Below are 14,116 nucleotides of genomic sequence, written 5' to 3' on the forward strand. Positions count from 1 at the left end.
ATTCTCCACAAAAACAGATTTACTGAATTTTATACATGCGCTCGATACCGGGCCCAGACATGGCACACACCAGATGCGCCATATACATATGTGAGCCCTTCGTGGCGTGGTACTTTGGACCATCCGTATACTGTGAAATTTGCAGCCAATTCTGCGTAAACGCATAAGGGCAGGCCGTACCGACAAACTTTATCTTATGAGGCATGTGCAGCATATAGACGACATTGCTGCCGGACCCCCGTTTGCTAATTCGCCCCCGAAGCGTGGCGGCTGTTTCCTGTTGATTCATGCGAATGACCTGAATCTGAGCCTGTGGTGCATCGACGTGTAACAGCATGGTATCTGCTCCTATTCCTATGAAGTGATCATGTTGAACTATGAATTTTATGCACACCCATCAGACTCTACTGATGGGGCAAAATAACGACCGGATGATACCGCCATTGGTTTTTATATGGCGCGTGATAAGGGCTAGCCCATGTTATTTGCCCATGATGACCGATGCATACCGTGTACATGTACAGATTCTTGTTCGCCCCGTTCGCCAAGATCACAAATTTGATCTGACCCGGGTGAAGATAATACTTGGCGGTCACGTCTGCCATAGGCCTGGATTCGGACACTATCTTGTCATCCATCCATGCAGGCTGCGTCCAGATGGTTTTTCCTGCGACGTTGGTGATGTGAAAATCCAGATACCGGTCTGCGGGACTGGTATCGGAGTACAGGGTGTATCCGTGGTAATGAAACGGCTTACGATTTTCCAAAAGCTTTTTCTGGTGGGCAGCCTCCGCCGCAACGATCGCCGCCTTTTTGGCTGCCACGGCGTCCATCTGCATCTTTTGTTGCGTTCCCATAACGATGGTTGCTATAACGGAAAATACGGCTCCCGCAAGGAACAGCCAAAGCAGGATCTTTGCTATAGCCCTGGCAACCTGCGGGCTGACCTGCACGCCGCCGCCATACCCGCCATAACCCCCGCTGCTTTGATTATTCATCTGTTCACGCATACTGGCTTCCTGAGACTCTATCCATTCGGCGTTCTGCTTGCGAATCCTGGCATCCATTTCGCCCCTGGCGTACTCCTGGTTGCCGTAACTATTGGGCATATAGTCACCATGGAGGCCCTTCTGGTAATCATCGTCCACGACTTCACTCCCCCGTAACAATGCCTGACACGCTAAGGCAATCCGACAAAATTGGCGATCTATGCCGGGCTTGAACCGGCGACCTCCGCCGTGACAGGGCGGCGCTCTGGCCATCTGAGCTAATAGATCATGACGTGTACTCTGGGGTGGCTTACGGGGCTCGAACCCGTGACCACTGGAATCACAATCCAGGGCTCTACCAACTGAGCTAAAGCCACCACGGAGTACACACAAATTGGCGGAAATGGCAGGATTCGAACCTGCGGGCCGTTTTCACAGCCTCCGCTTTTCGAGGGCGGCGCAATCAACCATGCTCTGCCACATTTCCTTTTTGGTGCGCCCACCAGAAATCGAATCTGGAACCCTCCGGTTAAGAGCCGGATGCTCTACCAATTGAGCCATAAGCGCGAAATGGTCTGGGTGGCCGGATTCGAACCGGCGGCCTCCTGGATCCGAACCAGGCACTCTGGCCAGACTGAGCTACACCCAGTAAGACAAAATTGGTGGAGCACCACGGAATCGAACCGCGCGTTGCCAGGGGCGTCCGGTTTACAGCCGGATGGGTTTGCCGAATCCCTCATGCTCCGTAAAAGGTGCGGGCAGTGCTCCCTCGTCAGCTTCCTCCCGCGCCTGACGATTCGTTCCACGGGGCCGCCGGGCCTGGGCGGCATTACAGTGACTTACCCATCGCGACCGTGAAAAAGACGTTACTGAGTTTGGCGGAGCGTGAAGGATTCGAACCTTCGTGCCGGTTGCCCGACCATCTGCTTTCCAAGCAGCGCCAATAGGCCTCTCTGGCAACGCTCCAAATGGGGTAATATCCCCGCAAACGGGGTAATGCACCCCATTGATCTATGGCGGAAGGTGCAGGACTCGAACCTGCATGCCGGGAAGTCCCGACGGCGGTTTAGCAAACCGCTGCTGTACCATTGAGCCAACCTTCCAAAAATAGGCTGGTGACGCCATGGATGATCCATGACGGCACCGGATACCCGGTCTACGCATGGCAGACGGGCAAAAATGGTACGAACGGTCGGACTCGAACCGACACGGGGTGTCCCACCGGAACCTAAATCCGGCGCGTCTACCGATTCCGCCACGCTCGCAAAAAGCAGTCTATCCTGTTTGGCGGAGACTCTGGGATTCGAACCCAGGGAACGCCAGAGGCGCCCGGCGATTTTCAAGACCGCTGCCTTAAACCACTCGGCCAAATCTCCAGAAAAAATGTTGGTGGCCGGTTCTGATCTCCGGCTTATCCCTTCGCTTTGCCCTTCTGCGACACTACGCCCGGCTGATCAGGCTGGGTTTCTCACAGGTTGGCCGTGCTTCTCGTTCGCTGGCGCTAAGCGGGATCCGATACACCAGGTGCCTCAGACGGCAACGGCAGACCTCAACAGGCACACCGTCTCACCAACAGGAAGACACTCGAATATTGAGTGCCTAACTTTTGGTTCTGAATTGGTCGGGGCGATAGGATTTGAACCTACAGTCTCTTGCTCCCAAAGCAAGCGCCATACCAGATTAGGCCACACCCCGAAGCGCGGGTTTTTATTCGGCGAAACCCGCCTGAAAACGCCATTATGCTCGACGCCTTTCCCCCATCGAAAGACCGGGTACTCGTTTAACGTTCCGCATTTGGCTGGGGAGGAAAGGATCGAACTTTCGACGGGCCGGTTAACAGCCGGCTGCTCTGCCTCTGAGCTACACCCCAAGATGCCCTGTAGCCGGATGACACCGGCGCGACGGGCCGCCACTTTTGCGCTCCGCATCGGCAATATGGTCCGCTGGCGTGAGTGCAAATAGGCGCCGCTGCATAACCCCGTGGATCGGCAATTTTTCAGAAAGCCCTACAAGTAGGTACAGCGGCATAGAAAAAGTGCGCCCGGTATTCAGCCAGACGGCTTGCCACTTTGCAACGGATAGGGTGGCCGCCTATCCCGGACTTTCGACCGGATCTGCCTTGCCAACCCCCGCAATGACTTTAGCGGCGATACAAGCTCATGGTGGGCAGCCACCATCCCGTAACCCAGGGCGGGGAATAGATGCGCGGCGCATTCCAAACGCCACGACTTGCAGGGTTGGTTCCGTTGGGACTCCTCGATGCACCCTGCCAAGCACCCCATGCCGCCTGATGTCACACGCCACTAGGCGCGTCCACGAAGTTGCCAGATAGTATCCAGGCAATCCGCTTCCACCGCGCCAGGCACCGGGTCTTTCGCGATGTGTGGGGCATGGCCCGCTATCGTATGCGGCAACCGCCGGCCCGATTCGCGCCCATTGCAGAGCGCGACCATTACCCGACCGGAAAGGCACCTGCTGAATTACCCGGCAGGACGGGGGAATTGAGGGAATTTGGTGGACCTGAACGGGATCGAACCGATGACATCATGCTTGCAAAGCATGCGCTCTCCCAACTGAGCTACAGGCCCATAAAATGGCGACGGCTAACAAGCGGCAATAAGGGCCAGTTGTTTGATCTCGTTGTCGCGCCCCGTCGCAGCGCGAAACCAGCCAGTGAAACTCGTCTTGCTGTCGCACTGGCACGGCAGTCAAGACATTTCCCATTGACGGGAATATGGAGCGGGCTGCGGGAATCGAACCCGCCTGGACAGCTTGGAAGGCTATTGCACAAGGCCGATATGCCAAGCCCGCGAAATCGGCCTCGGGAACCACCCCAAAGCCTGGCTTTTTCCACAGAATCCCGCCCATCACAGGTCAAGATCGCCTGCCTTGCAGCCTACGCAAGGACCGTTTTCACAGGTGAACTACGGACAATCTGCCTGCGGGTTTTTCCTGCCAATCCCGCAAAACGGCAATCCCCGCGATTTCGGCTCGGACCGCCGGATCTCAGGAGACCCAGAAACACCACAACTAGCCGCTGCGAGCCCTCTGTTTACCTGCGAGGACAGGGGTTTTGGCGACCAGGGGTGGATTCGAACCACCGACCCCTGCATTTCCAGAACTGCTCTGCCACTGAGCTACCCACCAACATCGCGCTGAAAGTGGGAACGGATTCGAACCGCTGGCCTGTTCTGTACCTTGCTGCTCTTCCACTGAGCTACCTGATCATGAAATTGGTGGCAGGTACGCTTACCTTCATCCGGATGGCCGCAAGCGTGTTTTCGCGCTCCTCTCCCCGCCGAAAGAGGGCGTTACATACCCTGGGAAAACAGGGCAATGCTGTGTTGGTAGCGGAATGCCGACTCGAACGGCGTCTTCCGGCTTATGAGGCCGGACGTAAGTCCTTTCTACCTTCCCGCTATGGCACCGACAGAGGGAGTCGAACCCCCAACATCCCGCTTTGGAGGCGGGCACTCTACCAGGTTGAGCTATGTCGGCATTATGCAAACGCACACCGCAACCTACCTGAGCACCGTAGGTTCTGGTGTGCGCCCATCATGACGATGGACACACAGGTATGTCTTCAATTTTCAAAGAGCGTGGTGAACCGACAAAACAAAACCGGCAGCCTGTTTTTCACGAGGCTGCCGGTTCTTGTATCCGGTGGAGCCCCTTTGTTGCATGGGACTCCGTTATTTTGGGGTCCCGGTTAGATCATGATAAATCCTGACTGAATAGCGCGTATATTTTTCGGTGTCGCGGACAACAGGCCATAGCGCTCGCAGCAATCCATACGGTTTTCCGTATGCCATGCTTGGCTTGCTATGATATCGCCTTGTCGTGTGTTCATTCTCAACTCCGAAAAATTCAATTTGGGCACATTATGTGGAGATTGTGCCAATGTCAAGACATTCTTTGGCATCGATTGCCGCGCATGCATATCAGAGCAAATGCAAACACCTGGTCAGATCTGGTATGTGCTATAGCAACCATGGCAAGCGCGTCAACCCAGTTTTCAAAGAGCGTCCCTACAAGACGCTATAATATACTATCGTGTACTCATGTCAAGCGCCATCCACCAACTTGGCTAATCGCTGCATCGCCACCTTGCCTCCAGCCAGATTCACGACCGGAACACCCCAACGATCCGCCAGGGCGATCGCCTGACCGGTGCCGCCCGTCGCCCTGGATCTGGCGGCCTCCGTTTCGCAAGCGTCAGGCGTCCAGCACACCACGAAGTCTACGGGTGACCGCAGATCGGCGCCGAGCACCTGATGGCTGTTCCTCGCCATGAGGGCTTGCCCCGTATCGTCCAACCGTTTCCATGCGGGATGGACCACCTCTGCCACCCTAAACGCTTCCGTGCTCGGCAGGGTGACGCAATGCCGTCCTCGCAAGTGCCGGAAGCCGGGCCACGGCAAATAGATTTCCTTTTTGGAAAAGCAGCCCGCCTCAAAAGCGGAATCCGCGCCGACCGCGCCGCCGGACAGCAATGTGTAGCCCAACTCGGACAAACGGTGCGCCACCTTGCGCATCATCTGCAGCACAGGTTCCGGTGTGTTTCTGGAACCGATGCCGGCATATCGCAAAGCCCTTCCCCCGCGAGCCCGTAACCGCTCTTGCACGCCGCCATCCAGGACTTCGGCAATCATTTCCCCGTGGCACCGGGCCGGCGCACAGCGGCAAGAAAGGGGCTGGCCCGGGCGGATACCCAGAAGCGCCGTGCAGACCACCGGATCGCGCTCGGCAATGCGAGCATTCAACCAACCCCGGTACCGTTCGATCACCGCATCTCGATTCCCGTCAGGCCCAATGGCATAGGGATTGCCCAGCGGGGAAGGGCGGGCGATATAGGCTGCATCGCGGCAATCGTCGGTTTTAGTGTTGAGGATGGCGTGCGTCATTGAGGTTCGCCTGTCTGCTTTCTTTTGCGTTTTGCTCTAAAGCCAACAGGAATGCCCAATAGTCCACAAGAAAAAATGAGCAACAAGAGCGCCCATTGTTCCCATGCGTGGCCCAAAAATAGGGCGGCTCCGATGGATATGACGAACAAGACCAAGCAGGGCACCCATATTTTGGGGCCCTGATCGAGCACGTTGCATCTCTCAAGAAAATCATCTGGCATTTCCATATCACGCCTCATGCTGGGTCGGTTGGAATTTCGCGCACACCCTGGGCGCCATAGGGAAGCATGCCGGATAACCAATGTCCGGATTCGGGTCCGGCGGCAAACCCTGGCGATCTGGAACATTTCGGTTGGTTTCCCTCACGAGGACAGTGCGACTCTTCGTGAGCGCGCAAAAACCCACCCCTTTCGCAGTGAATCCAGGCTCAAAATGCCGACACTCTTCGCAGAAAACCTTGCCGGCTTTTCGAAGCACTTCCTGATCAAAAAAGCTCATCTACGCAGCCCCCTGTTCGCCAACCGATCCGCCAATTCGTTCTCCGGGTGCCCATTGTGGCCACGGACCCACTCCAGCTTCACCTTGCGGGCCGCGTATTCCTGGTGGAGTGCCTGCCAGAGTTCCTTGTTAAGCACCGGCGATCCGGATGCCGTGCGCCAGCCCTTTCGGATCCATCCCGGGAGCCATTCCCCCAGACCTTTCAGCGTGTACTGGCTGTCGGAACAGAGCACCACCTGGGCGCCGGCGGGGACCTTGCGCAGCGATTCGATGGCCGCAGTCAGCTCGGCGATGTTGTTGGTCCCCATGGGCTGGATGAAGCCGCAATGTTCCATGCGCCCCCCATCTGGAGACTCGATCACGGCACCCCAGGCGCAAGGGCCGGGATTGGTCGGCGCGCAGGCTCCGTCACACCAGATTTTCCATTGACTCATGATAACTCTCTCTTTTTTTATCAGTGCAGACGGTGGTGTTCGGGTATGATGCCTGCCATTGCCGCGTCCTCATGGTCAGGTTGGCCGATTGCGCTGGGGAAGTAAGGCGCTCCGCAATCCGGACAGCGCTCATCACCCAGAACTTCGTCGGCAACATGGATCTGCGCAGCGGAGATGCCAATCTGTTGCAACGCGTCAAACGCCTCATGGATTTCGGTTTCCGGATCCTGATGGCAGGCCCAGCGAAAGCCGTTGATGAACTGTTCATCGCGGGAAATGCCGATACGCAATTCCAGGTCCTCGTCCACCAGATACAAACCCATGGCAACGTGCGTGGACTGCAAGACTTCAGGATGGTCATCAGGTGCAACGGTAGCCATCAACCCGGCCAGATTCCGCATCTGAAAGCCTTCGTGGGTAGCGTCATCCCACGAGGCCGGAGTACCAATGCGTGCGGAAAGCACACCAGGGAGGTTTTCGGCAAGGGTCAGCGCCAGGTCTTCCTGCCAGGCGAGCAGTCGTGGATCCATGGCCTCGTCGGCCTCGTCGGCGCTCTCCACTACCAACTTATCATCAAGCAACGGACCCGCGTCCGCATCATTCGCTGAAAAAACTCCGAACACCAGAAAGCGTAATGCCATCATCAGACGGGATTCCGCTTCCTGTTAACGGACAAAAAAGTATCATCCCGGACAAAATAGTTTCATCCTGAACAAAAAAGTATCATCCTCGACAAAAAAGTATCATCCTGTGTTTTCAGCTTTGGAGTGAAGGTGTATGCTGACTCACAGATCATCAGGTTGGGGATACCTGCTATGGCTCGTCGGCGTTACGCGTTTGATGAAGGCAAAATCGCGCGCTTCCAGAAAGAAGGGCGAGGGCAAGGCCGCGGTACAAGTTATAAGCCGTGGCTGACCATACAGGATGTGGCCTCCTATGGCCGCTCACATCGAATTGCCGGAATCAAGACCGGCCGCGTACACCACTTCCTCTCCGACATTGAGCGAGATACTTTTTACCAGTTTGACTGGGCGGATACCGTTACGGACATCCGCGAGCAGTATCCCCTCGACCGTGAATACACCCGCCGTATTGCCGCGGATCTCGATATAAAGCATCCGCGAGACGCCGCTACAGAAATAGTCATGACTACGGATTTTTTGGTCGATATCGCTTATGAAGGGAAGCTGAGGCAGTTGGCCCGTGCCGTCAAGCCCGCCAGCGAACTCGAGAAACCTCGCGTCATTGATAAGCTGGAAATCGAACGGCGCTATTGGGTACAGCAGGGCGTGGACTGGGGAATCATCACTGAGCGAGATATCCCCGAAGCAATAGTCACCAACATTGCATGGCTGCATCCCTATATTACACTTGACCAATTGACCGCGCCTTACGAAGGTTACTATCAAGAAAAGGCACGCCTGCTGTTGCGGGCACTCCCGTCCCATCCCGCAACCACCTTGAGGCAATTCTGTCTGGCCATGGACCAGCAACTTGCCATGCATGTGGGCGACAGTCTCCTGCTTATCCGTCACCTCTTGGCACGGAAGGCGATTTCCTGTCCCATGGATACGGCTATTACGGACACCTGGCCATTGCGTCAATTTCAGGTGCCCACGGATGAATCCAGGAGGGCCAGCGGATGAAGGATTTGTCTGTGAATCTTTTGCTGGAGTTTCCAGAGGAACACCGAGTTGAGCGTGTGCTCTGGATTGATCCAGGAATGCGGGGTCTATATGCCATCGACATTCGCGATGCCAATGCTCTGCCAGAATTCTACCAAGCGGAAGAAATAGAGAAGATGCGCGATGCCGGCGAGTGGCGCGTGGTTGAGAATGACCCATGGCTACTCGCACTGGCGGATGAAAACATATCAGAGATCTACCGGGACAAACGCGATTCCGCTTGGGAGACGATTCGTCCGCTGATTTTTGATCAACCGGCCATTTTCGATGCCGTTGCCCGTAGCGAAGCGGTTAAAAGGGGCATGGAAGAATCTGGAGTAACCAAGCAAACGATTTACCGTTTTCTGCGCCGGTATTGGCAGCGCGGCATGACACCCAACGCCCTGCTGCCTGATTATGCGCGGTGTGGTGGGCTGGGCAAAGACAAGTCCGTTTCTGAAAAAAAACGCGGGCGCATTCCTGATCGAGATGATCTGGGCGTCAACGTGACGTCAGAGATGCGGCAGCTATTTCGCGCTGTTGCCACAAAGAAGTTCATCACCAATAGTCAGTTGGATTTTCGGGGTGCCTACGACGAGCTGATCGCCGATAATTTTTGCGAACGCGTCATCAACGAACACACCGGCCAGCAGGAACTGGTTCCGCAAAAAGATATTCCCAGCTTGCGGCAATTCCGCTACTGGTATGAGAAGGATAACGACGTCTTCCGTCTGGATCGTATACGCCGCACCCCCAGAGTATATGACAAGGATATGCGGGCAATCCTGGGATCCTCCACGGCCGAAACCGTTGGCCCGGCATCGCGTTATCAGATTGATGCCACCATCGCGGACGTATACCTGGTTTCCAGATACGACCGCACCATGATCGTGGGGCGACCCGTACTCTATATCGTGATAGACGTCTTCAGCAGAATGATTACGGGCGTATACGTGGGCCTGGAAGGTCCGTCCTGGGTCAGCGCGATGATGGCGCTGACGAACGCCGTAACGTCAAAAGTGGCCTATTGCCGTCAGTTCGGTGTTGATATTCAGGACGCGGATTGGCCGTGTCAGGCCATGCCCGACGTATTGCTGGGCGATAAGGGAGAAATTGCGGGCAAGACCATAGAGACGCTCATCAAGAATTATCAGGTGCACGTCGAGAATGCCGCACCGTACCGTGCGGACTGGAAAGGCATCGTGGAACAGCGGTTTCGTTTGCTTCCCGCGCGTTTCAAGGCCTTTACGCCGGGCTTTGTTGCTCCGGATTACCAAGAGCGCGGCGCCAGGGACTACCGCCTCGACGCGACTCTCGATATAGACCAGTTCACCCGCATCATTCTCTACTGCATCCTGTATTACAACAATCAGCACCCGCTCAGTGAATATGAAAAGTCACCGGATATGATCGCCGACCGGGTACCGGAAATTCCTTGCGAGTTGTGGGAGTGGGGTGTTGCCCGTCGTAGTGGCAGCTTACGCGCATTCGCGCCGGAAAAAGTCCAGTTGAGCTTGATGCCGAGCGATGATGCGACCGTCACCGCTACAGGAATCCGCTATGCGACCTGCTTTTACACCTGTGAAAAAGCGATGGAAGAGCACTGGTTCGAACGCGCACGCCAAAAGGGACGCTGGAAAGTTCGAATTTCCTATGATCCTCGCCACATGGACGAGATTTATCTGCACGAAGACGTCAAGCGCGGGAAATTTATCCCCTGCACGCTCACAGAGAAAAGCCGTCATCATCGGGGTCGAATGCTATGGGAAATTCTTCAGGTAAATGGCGAAGAGAGGCGAAGCCAAAGGAATCATGAGCCGCAAGTCCTTCGTAGCCGCATCAACTTGAATGAAAAAATTAAGGGGATCGTGAATGAGGCGGAAGCCATGCGATCGGAAGCACCTCCACCCTCTGGCAGCGCGCGTCAGCGGACAGGAAACATCCGCGAAAATCGTAGCAAGGAGAGTCAGGAAAACAGAAAGCGGGAGGCTTTCAGGATGCTTCCTCCCAGTGAGGAAGCGCCGGGAACTGCGGCAGTGCTGCCTTTTCCCAAAACAAAAGAGGCCGACGATTATCGTCTCCCCGGGATAGCGGATATTATGCGCGGGCAACGGGAGGATCAGGGTGATGACGACCACGGCGGATGAGGACCTCACGTTGCCCGAATATCGGGATAACCCCTTTATCGCGAAATTGCCGCCTCCCATGTCAACGCATGACGCCTTGCTGGCCATGGCGGCTCCACCCACCTTCAACGCGGCGGAGCGCGGTTATCCCGCGCATCTGCGCGCCCATTGCATCTCGCGGCTTAAAGGCTATTTTGAGCCGCTGGAAACCCACCTCAGCCTGGAAGCAAAATTTGGCCTTCTGATCCGTCAAGGTTATCTGTGCCGCAACCCCACCACGGCTGACTATACCCGCCGCGTCCGGGAAGGCGCTACCCGGGTATTTGAAAAGGATCTCATGGCCGGCGGACGTTCTGTCCGGTCAACCGCGAGCAGTTTTGCGCTGATTGGATGTTCCGGCATCGGCAAAAGCTACGGCATGGCCAGAATATTGGAGTTATATCCGCAAAAAATTCACCATGCCGAGCCCCGCAGTATCGACCAAGTGGTTTGGCTCAAGCTGGATAGCCCGCACAAGGGGTCGCCCAAGCAGCTTTGCATCAGCTTCTTTCGGAGCATGGATGACTTGTTGGGCACGCGTTATAGCGCGCAATTTGGGAGTAGCCGGCGATCCGTCGATGAGATGATGGTGCATATGGCGCATGTCGCGAACCTGCACGCATTGGGTGTGCTGATTGTCGATGAAATCCAGCACATTCGGGAAGCGCCAGGTGCTGGGGCCGAAGCGCTGTTGAACTTCCTCGTGACCCTGGTGAATACCATTGGTATCCCGGTGATCCTCATCGGCACGATGGGCGCGCTGCCCCTGTTGCAGGGAGACTTCCGGCAGGCACGTCGCGCGAGCGGTCTGGGGAGTCTGGTTTGGGAGCGCATGGAGAACGAGCCGACCTGGAATTATTTTGTCGAGCGAATGTGGGCCTACCAGTGGACGCGGGAGATATCGCCGCTTACCGACGAAGTCCGTCAGGTGTTATATGAAGAGAGCCAGGGGATTGTGGACGTGTTGATCAATCTCTTCATGATGGCGCAGCTGCGCGCCATTCAGCTCGGGGTTCTGAACCGTCGCCCTGAACGTATCGACGCTGGTCTGCTGCGACAGGTGGCTAGTGAGCACATGCGGCTTATCGCGCCCATGATCAATGCGTTGAAACGTGGGGATCGCGAGGCGATCGCACAATATGATGACATCCGCCCCATGCAGGACCAGGTTCTGCAGGTGTTCAGCGACGCGCTGAGTTGCATGCCAGGGCAACCTGTCCTCGCCACCCGCTCTCCGGTGGCTTCGGTCACGACCGAAAAGGCGGCAAGCACGAATCTGGATGTGCGCGGCATCCTTTTGCCTATTTTGGAACAGCTCGGGTTGGCTGGGGACATCGCGGAAATCCTGGTGGCGGAAGCCGAAACAGAGCATCCGGGCCTGTCTGCGCTAGATCTCGTGGGCATTATTACGGCTAAATTACGTGATCGCGTACCCGCCAATCCCTCTAAGAAACCGCGCAAGTCGACTACAAGCGCTACTAAAACCGCGAAAACACCACTTCCCGTGGATGCGCAGGACCTCCGGACGATCATCTCGGCCAAAAAAGAGGGCGTATCCGCTTACGATGCATTGCTTGCGGCGGGCGCCGTTAAACCGCCGATGGCCGATCTAGCGAGCTGAAAAAGCCACCCGTGTTGGCCTATTTCCCGGAAATTTATCCCGAAGAACTGTTATACAGCGCGCTTGCGCGTTATCATCGCCACGTTTGTTCCAGAAGCCCGAAACACACCCTGTATGATCTCTTTGGTGAAACCGGGGTGCGGGCGACGGTGGGCTTGCAAAGTCATGTGGCGGCGTTGAGCCAAAGAATACCGGCCGATCGCGGACTCAGTCCGGAAAGGCTGACCAAGGATTTTACCCTCTACCGTTATTACACGGCATTCGAGCCGAAGTCAGTGGGACAATTCGCACTGGCGTCATTAGTGGACGGCCCGGCGGATGCCGTGCATGTGCGTCTGGGTATTGCGGCGAGCGCGATTTCGGCTCCGGCATACTTACGGTATTGTCCCATCTGCTTTGGCGAGATGTTGAGCCGCTATGGAGAAGGATATTGGAGGCGCAGCCATCAACTCCCCGGCGTTCTGGTTTGTCCGGATCATGGCGAGGCCCTGGCGGACAGTGCGGTCTCTCAAGGTGCCAGTAACCAGCACGAATTCATCGCCGCGGATCAAAAGAACTGTTCGCCTGTGGCGGCACTCCCTTCTTGGGCGAGTAGCCCGCGCCAAGTGACGCTGTTGCAAGAGATTGCCAAGCGGAGCGCGGCGTTGCTCGATCATCCGCCAGTGCGCTCCCGCTTTTGTGATTGGGGTGCGTATTATCGGAGCGCAGTGATTGATCGCGGCTTCGGCAAAGGCAAGGAGAATGTCGCTCAGAACCTTCTCAGGGAAGCATTTTTAAGCCTGTTTGAACCAGTAATCGACCTTATCCCCGGTGGTCTCGGCGGCGATTGGCCTATGGCCATGGTACGGAAACACAGAAAGGCATTTCATCCGTTGCGGCATGTTCTATTCCAGATTTTTCTGGACAAACGGTCGCCGCAACGGCGGCCGGCAACCCCCTTCGGCAAGGGACCGTGGCCCTGCTTCAATCATCTGGCAGACCACTATGGGCAAGACGTGATCCACGAGATCGCTGTTCGCCATGAACAGAATCGGGTGATTGGTCGATTTTCCTGCGCCTGCGGCTTTGTGTACAGTCGAGAGGTGGGATCAAGGAGTTCGCCGCGCATTTTGGACTTTGGCCCCCTACTGGATGATCAAATCCGGCAGAAAGTGGCGGAAGGCCTGGGACTCAGGGCGGTAGCCAGATATCTTGCCATTGATCCGGGGACGGTGAGGTTGCACGCCTCCCGACGCGGGTTGAATGTGCCCTGGAAGCCCTTAGCCGCACGACATTCCCGAACATTGGTGCCAGACCGGGATGCCATAAGAACACGGTGGTTGGACATGCGGCAGAATCACGCTGATTTATCACGTCGGCGACTGGCACTCCTGCTACCCAAAGAACACGCATGGTTGTACTGCCATGACAGGGAGTGGCTGGAGCAACACTCACCGATGGCACTGCACAAGAAATGGCCTGATCAGCGTGTGGACTGGGAGACATTGGATCGTAGCATGGCGGCCCAACTTCGTAAGGCTGCGCGGGAAATCACTCGGGAGGTTCCGCCGCAACGCGTTACTCAGGCTGCTTTGGAGCGCAAGTTGGGGCGGCCACTCCGGATGTCAGAACGACAGGTAAAACTGCCTAAAAGTATCGGCGTGCTTGGCGAGGTCATGGAAACTACCGATGCGTTTCGGTTGCGTCGCATTGTCTGGGCTACTGCAGAATTGCATCGCCAGGCGTTGCCTGTGCGATCGTGGCGGGTACGCCGCTTAGCAGGGCTGCCTTCGATAGCTTCACCGAGCGTAGAAACCGCCTTGGCCGCATTGGAAATAATGGCTGGATCCTCTGAGGTATAA

General features: G+C 56.3%; 10 protein-coding genes and 16 tRNA genes. 4 read left to right on the forward strand and 22 right to left on the reverse strand.

What is annotated here, in order from left to right:
• Window positions 1-19 precede the first annotated feature (19 nt).
• From AFE_RS05570 to AFE_RS05680, 22 genes are all read right to left on the reverse strand, one after another.
• The gene (locus tag AFE_RS05570; protein WP_041645597.1) at window positions 20-337 is read right to left on the reverse strand and encodes a hypothetical protein; all 318 of its coding nucleotides are present in this window, start codon (window positions 335-337) and stop codon (window positions 20-22) included.
• 67 nt (window positions 338-404) lie between these two features.
• Window positions 405-1,067 carry a hypothetical protein gene (locus AFE_RS05575; protein WP_148208609.1) on the reverse strand — a complete coding sequence of 221 codons (663 nt, stop codon included), beginning with the start codon at window positions 1,065-1,067 and terminating at the stop codon, window positions 405-407.
• Window positions 1,068-1,200: 133 nt separating this feature from the next.
• Window positions 1,201-1,277 (reverse strand) — tRNA-Asp (locus AFE_RS05580).
• A 13-nt stretch (window positions 1,278-1,290) separates the two neighbouring features.
• Window positions 1,291-1,366, reverse strand: a tRNA-His gene (locus AFE_RS05585).
• 18 nt (window positions 1,367-1,384) lie between these two features.
• Window positions 1,385-1,476: transfer RNA gene (locus AFE_RS05590), tRNA-Ser, on the reverse strand.
• Window positions 1,477-1,480: 4 nt separating this feature from the next.
• Window positions 1,481-1,556: transfer RNA gene (locus tag AFE_RS05595), tRNA-Lys, on the reverse strand.
• Window positions 1,557-1,560: 4 nt separating this feature from the next.
• Window positions 1,561-1,638 (reverse strand) — tRNA-Pro (locus tag AFE_RS05600).
• Between the two features lie 11 nt (window positions 1,639-1,649).
• Window positions 1,650-1,734: transfer RNA gene (locus tag AFE_RS05605), tRNA-Tyr, on the reverse strand.
• 131 nt (window positions 1,735-1,865) lie between these two features.
• Window positions 1,866-1,955: transfer RNA gene (locus AFE_RS05610), tRNA-Ser, on the reverse strand.
• A 48-nt stretch (window positions 1,956-2,003) separates the two neighbouring features.
• A tRNA-Ser gene (locus AFE_RS05615) sits at window positions 2,004-2,092 on the reverse strand.
• A gap of 77 nt (window positions 2,093-2,169) precedes the next feature.
• A tRNA-Leu gene (locus AFE_RS05620) sits at window positions 2,170-2,254 on the reverse strand.
• A 20-nt stretch (window positions 2,255-2,274) separates the two neighbouring features.
• A tRNA-Ser gene (locus AFE_RS05625) sits at window positions 2,275-2,365 on the reverse strand.
• Window positions 2,366-2,607: 242 nt separating this feature from the next.
• A tRNA-Pro gene (locus tag AFE_RS05630) sits at window positions 2,608-2,684 on the reverse strand.
• 100 nt (window positions 2,685-2,784) lie between these two features.
• Window positions 2,785-2,859 (reverse strand) — tRNA-Asn (locus tag AFE_RS05635).
• A 642-nt stretch (window positions 2,860-3,501) separates the two neighbouring features.
• Window positions 3,502-3,577 (reverse strand) — tRNA-Ala (locus tag AFE_RS05640).
• Between the two features lie 147 nt (window positions 3,578-3,724).
• Window positions 3,725-3,800 (reverse strand) — tRNA-Gly (locus AFE_RS05645).
• 534 nt (window positions 3,801-4,334) lie between these two features.
• Window positions 4,335-4,409: transfer RNA gene (locus tag AFE_RS16000), tRNA-Met, on the reverse strand.
• Window position 4,410: 1 nt separating this feature from the next.
• Window positions 4,411-4,487 (reverse strand) — tRNA-Trp (locus AFE_RS05650).
• A gap of 566 nt (window positions 4,488-5,053) precedes the next feature.
• Window positions 5,054-5,893: a DUF4326 domain-containing protein gene (locus AFE_RS15565; RefSeq protein ID WP_012606870.1), complete on the reverse strand. Its 840-nt coding sequence runs from the start codon at window positions 5,891-5,893 to the stop codon at window positions 5,054-5,056.
• Window positions 5,890-6,120 carry a hypothetical protein gene (locus tag AFE_RS05665; RefSeq protein WP_041645602.1) on the reverse strand — a complete coding sequence of 77 codons (231 nt, stop codon included), beginning with the start codon at window positions 6,118-6,120 and terminating at the stop codon, window positions 5,890-5,892. Before AFE_RS05665 ends, AFE_RS15565 begins: the two co-directional genes overlap by 4 nt.
• 267 nt (window positions 6,121-6,387) lie before the next feature.
• Complete coding sequence (locus tag AFE_RS05675) at window positions 6,388-6,825, reverse strand: ribonuclease H family protein (protein ID WP_012606872.1); 438 nt, start codon at window positions 6,823-6,825, stop codon at window positions 6,388-6,390.
• A 20-nt stretch (window positions 6,826-6,845) separates the two neighbouring features.
• Window positions 6,846-7,469: a hypothetical protein gene (locus tag AFE_RS05680; protein WP_012606873.1), complete on the reverse strand. Its 624-nt coding sequence runs from the start codon at window positions 7,467-7,469 to the stop codon at window positions 6,846-6,848.
• Window positions 7,470-7,640: 171 nt separating this feature from the next.
• Here AFE_RS05680 and AFE_RS05685 point away from each other — a divergent pair, with 171 nt between their 5' ends.
• Genes AFE_RS05685 through AFE_RS05700 form a run of 4 tightly spaced genes read left to right on the forward strand, consistent with a single transcriptional unit; the run spans window position 7,641 to window position 14,116 of the window.
• Window positions 7,641-8,471 carry a heteromeric transposase endonuclease subunit TnsA gene (locus AFE_RS05685; RefSeq protein ID WP_012606874.1) on the forward strand — a complete coding sequence of 277 codons (831 nt, stop codon included), beginning with the start codon at window positions 7,641-7,643 and terminating at the stop codon, window positions 8,469-8,471.
• Window positions 8,468-10,636 carry a Mu transposase C-terminal domain-containing protein gene (locus AFE_RS05690; RefSeq protein ID WP_012606875.1) on the forward strand — a complete coding sequence of 723 codons (2,169 nt, stop codon included), beginning with the start codon at window positions 8,468-8,470 and terminating at the stop codon, window positions 10,634-10,636. Before AFE_RS05685 ends, AFE_RS05690 begins: the two co-directional genes overlap by 4 nt.
• A complete protein-coding gene (locus AFE_RS05695) occupies window positions 10,617-12,275 on the forward strand; it encodes an ATP-binding protein (RefSeq protein ID WP_012606876.1) in 1,659 nt (552 codons plus the stop codon). Before AFE_RS05690 ends, AFE_RS05695 begins: the two co-directional genes overlap by 20 nt.
• 11 nt (window positions 12,276-12,286) lie before the next feature.
• Window positions 12,287-14,116: a TnsD family Tn7-like transposition protein gene (locus AFE_RS05700; protein WP_012606877.1), complete on the forward strand. Its 1,830-nt coding sequence runs from the start codon at window positions 12,287-12,289 to the stop codon at window positions 14,114-14,116.

Source organism: Acidithiobacillus ferrooxidans ATCC 23270 (assembly GCF_000021485.1).
Taxonomy (GTDB): Bacteria; Pseudomonadota; Gammaproteobacteria; order Acidithiobacillales; family Acidithiobacillaceae; genus Acidithiobacillus; species Acidithiobacillus ferrooxidans.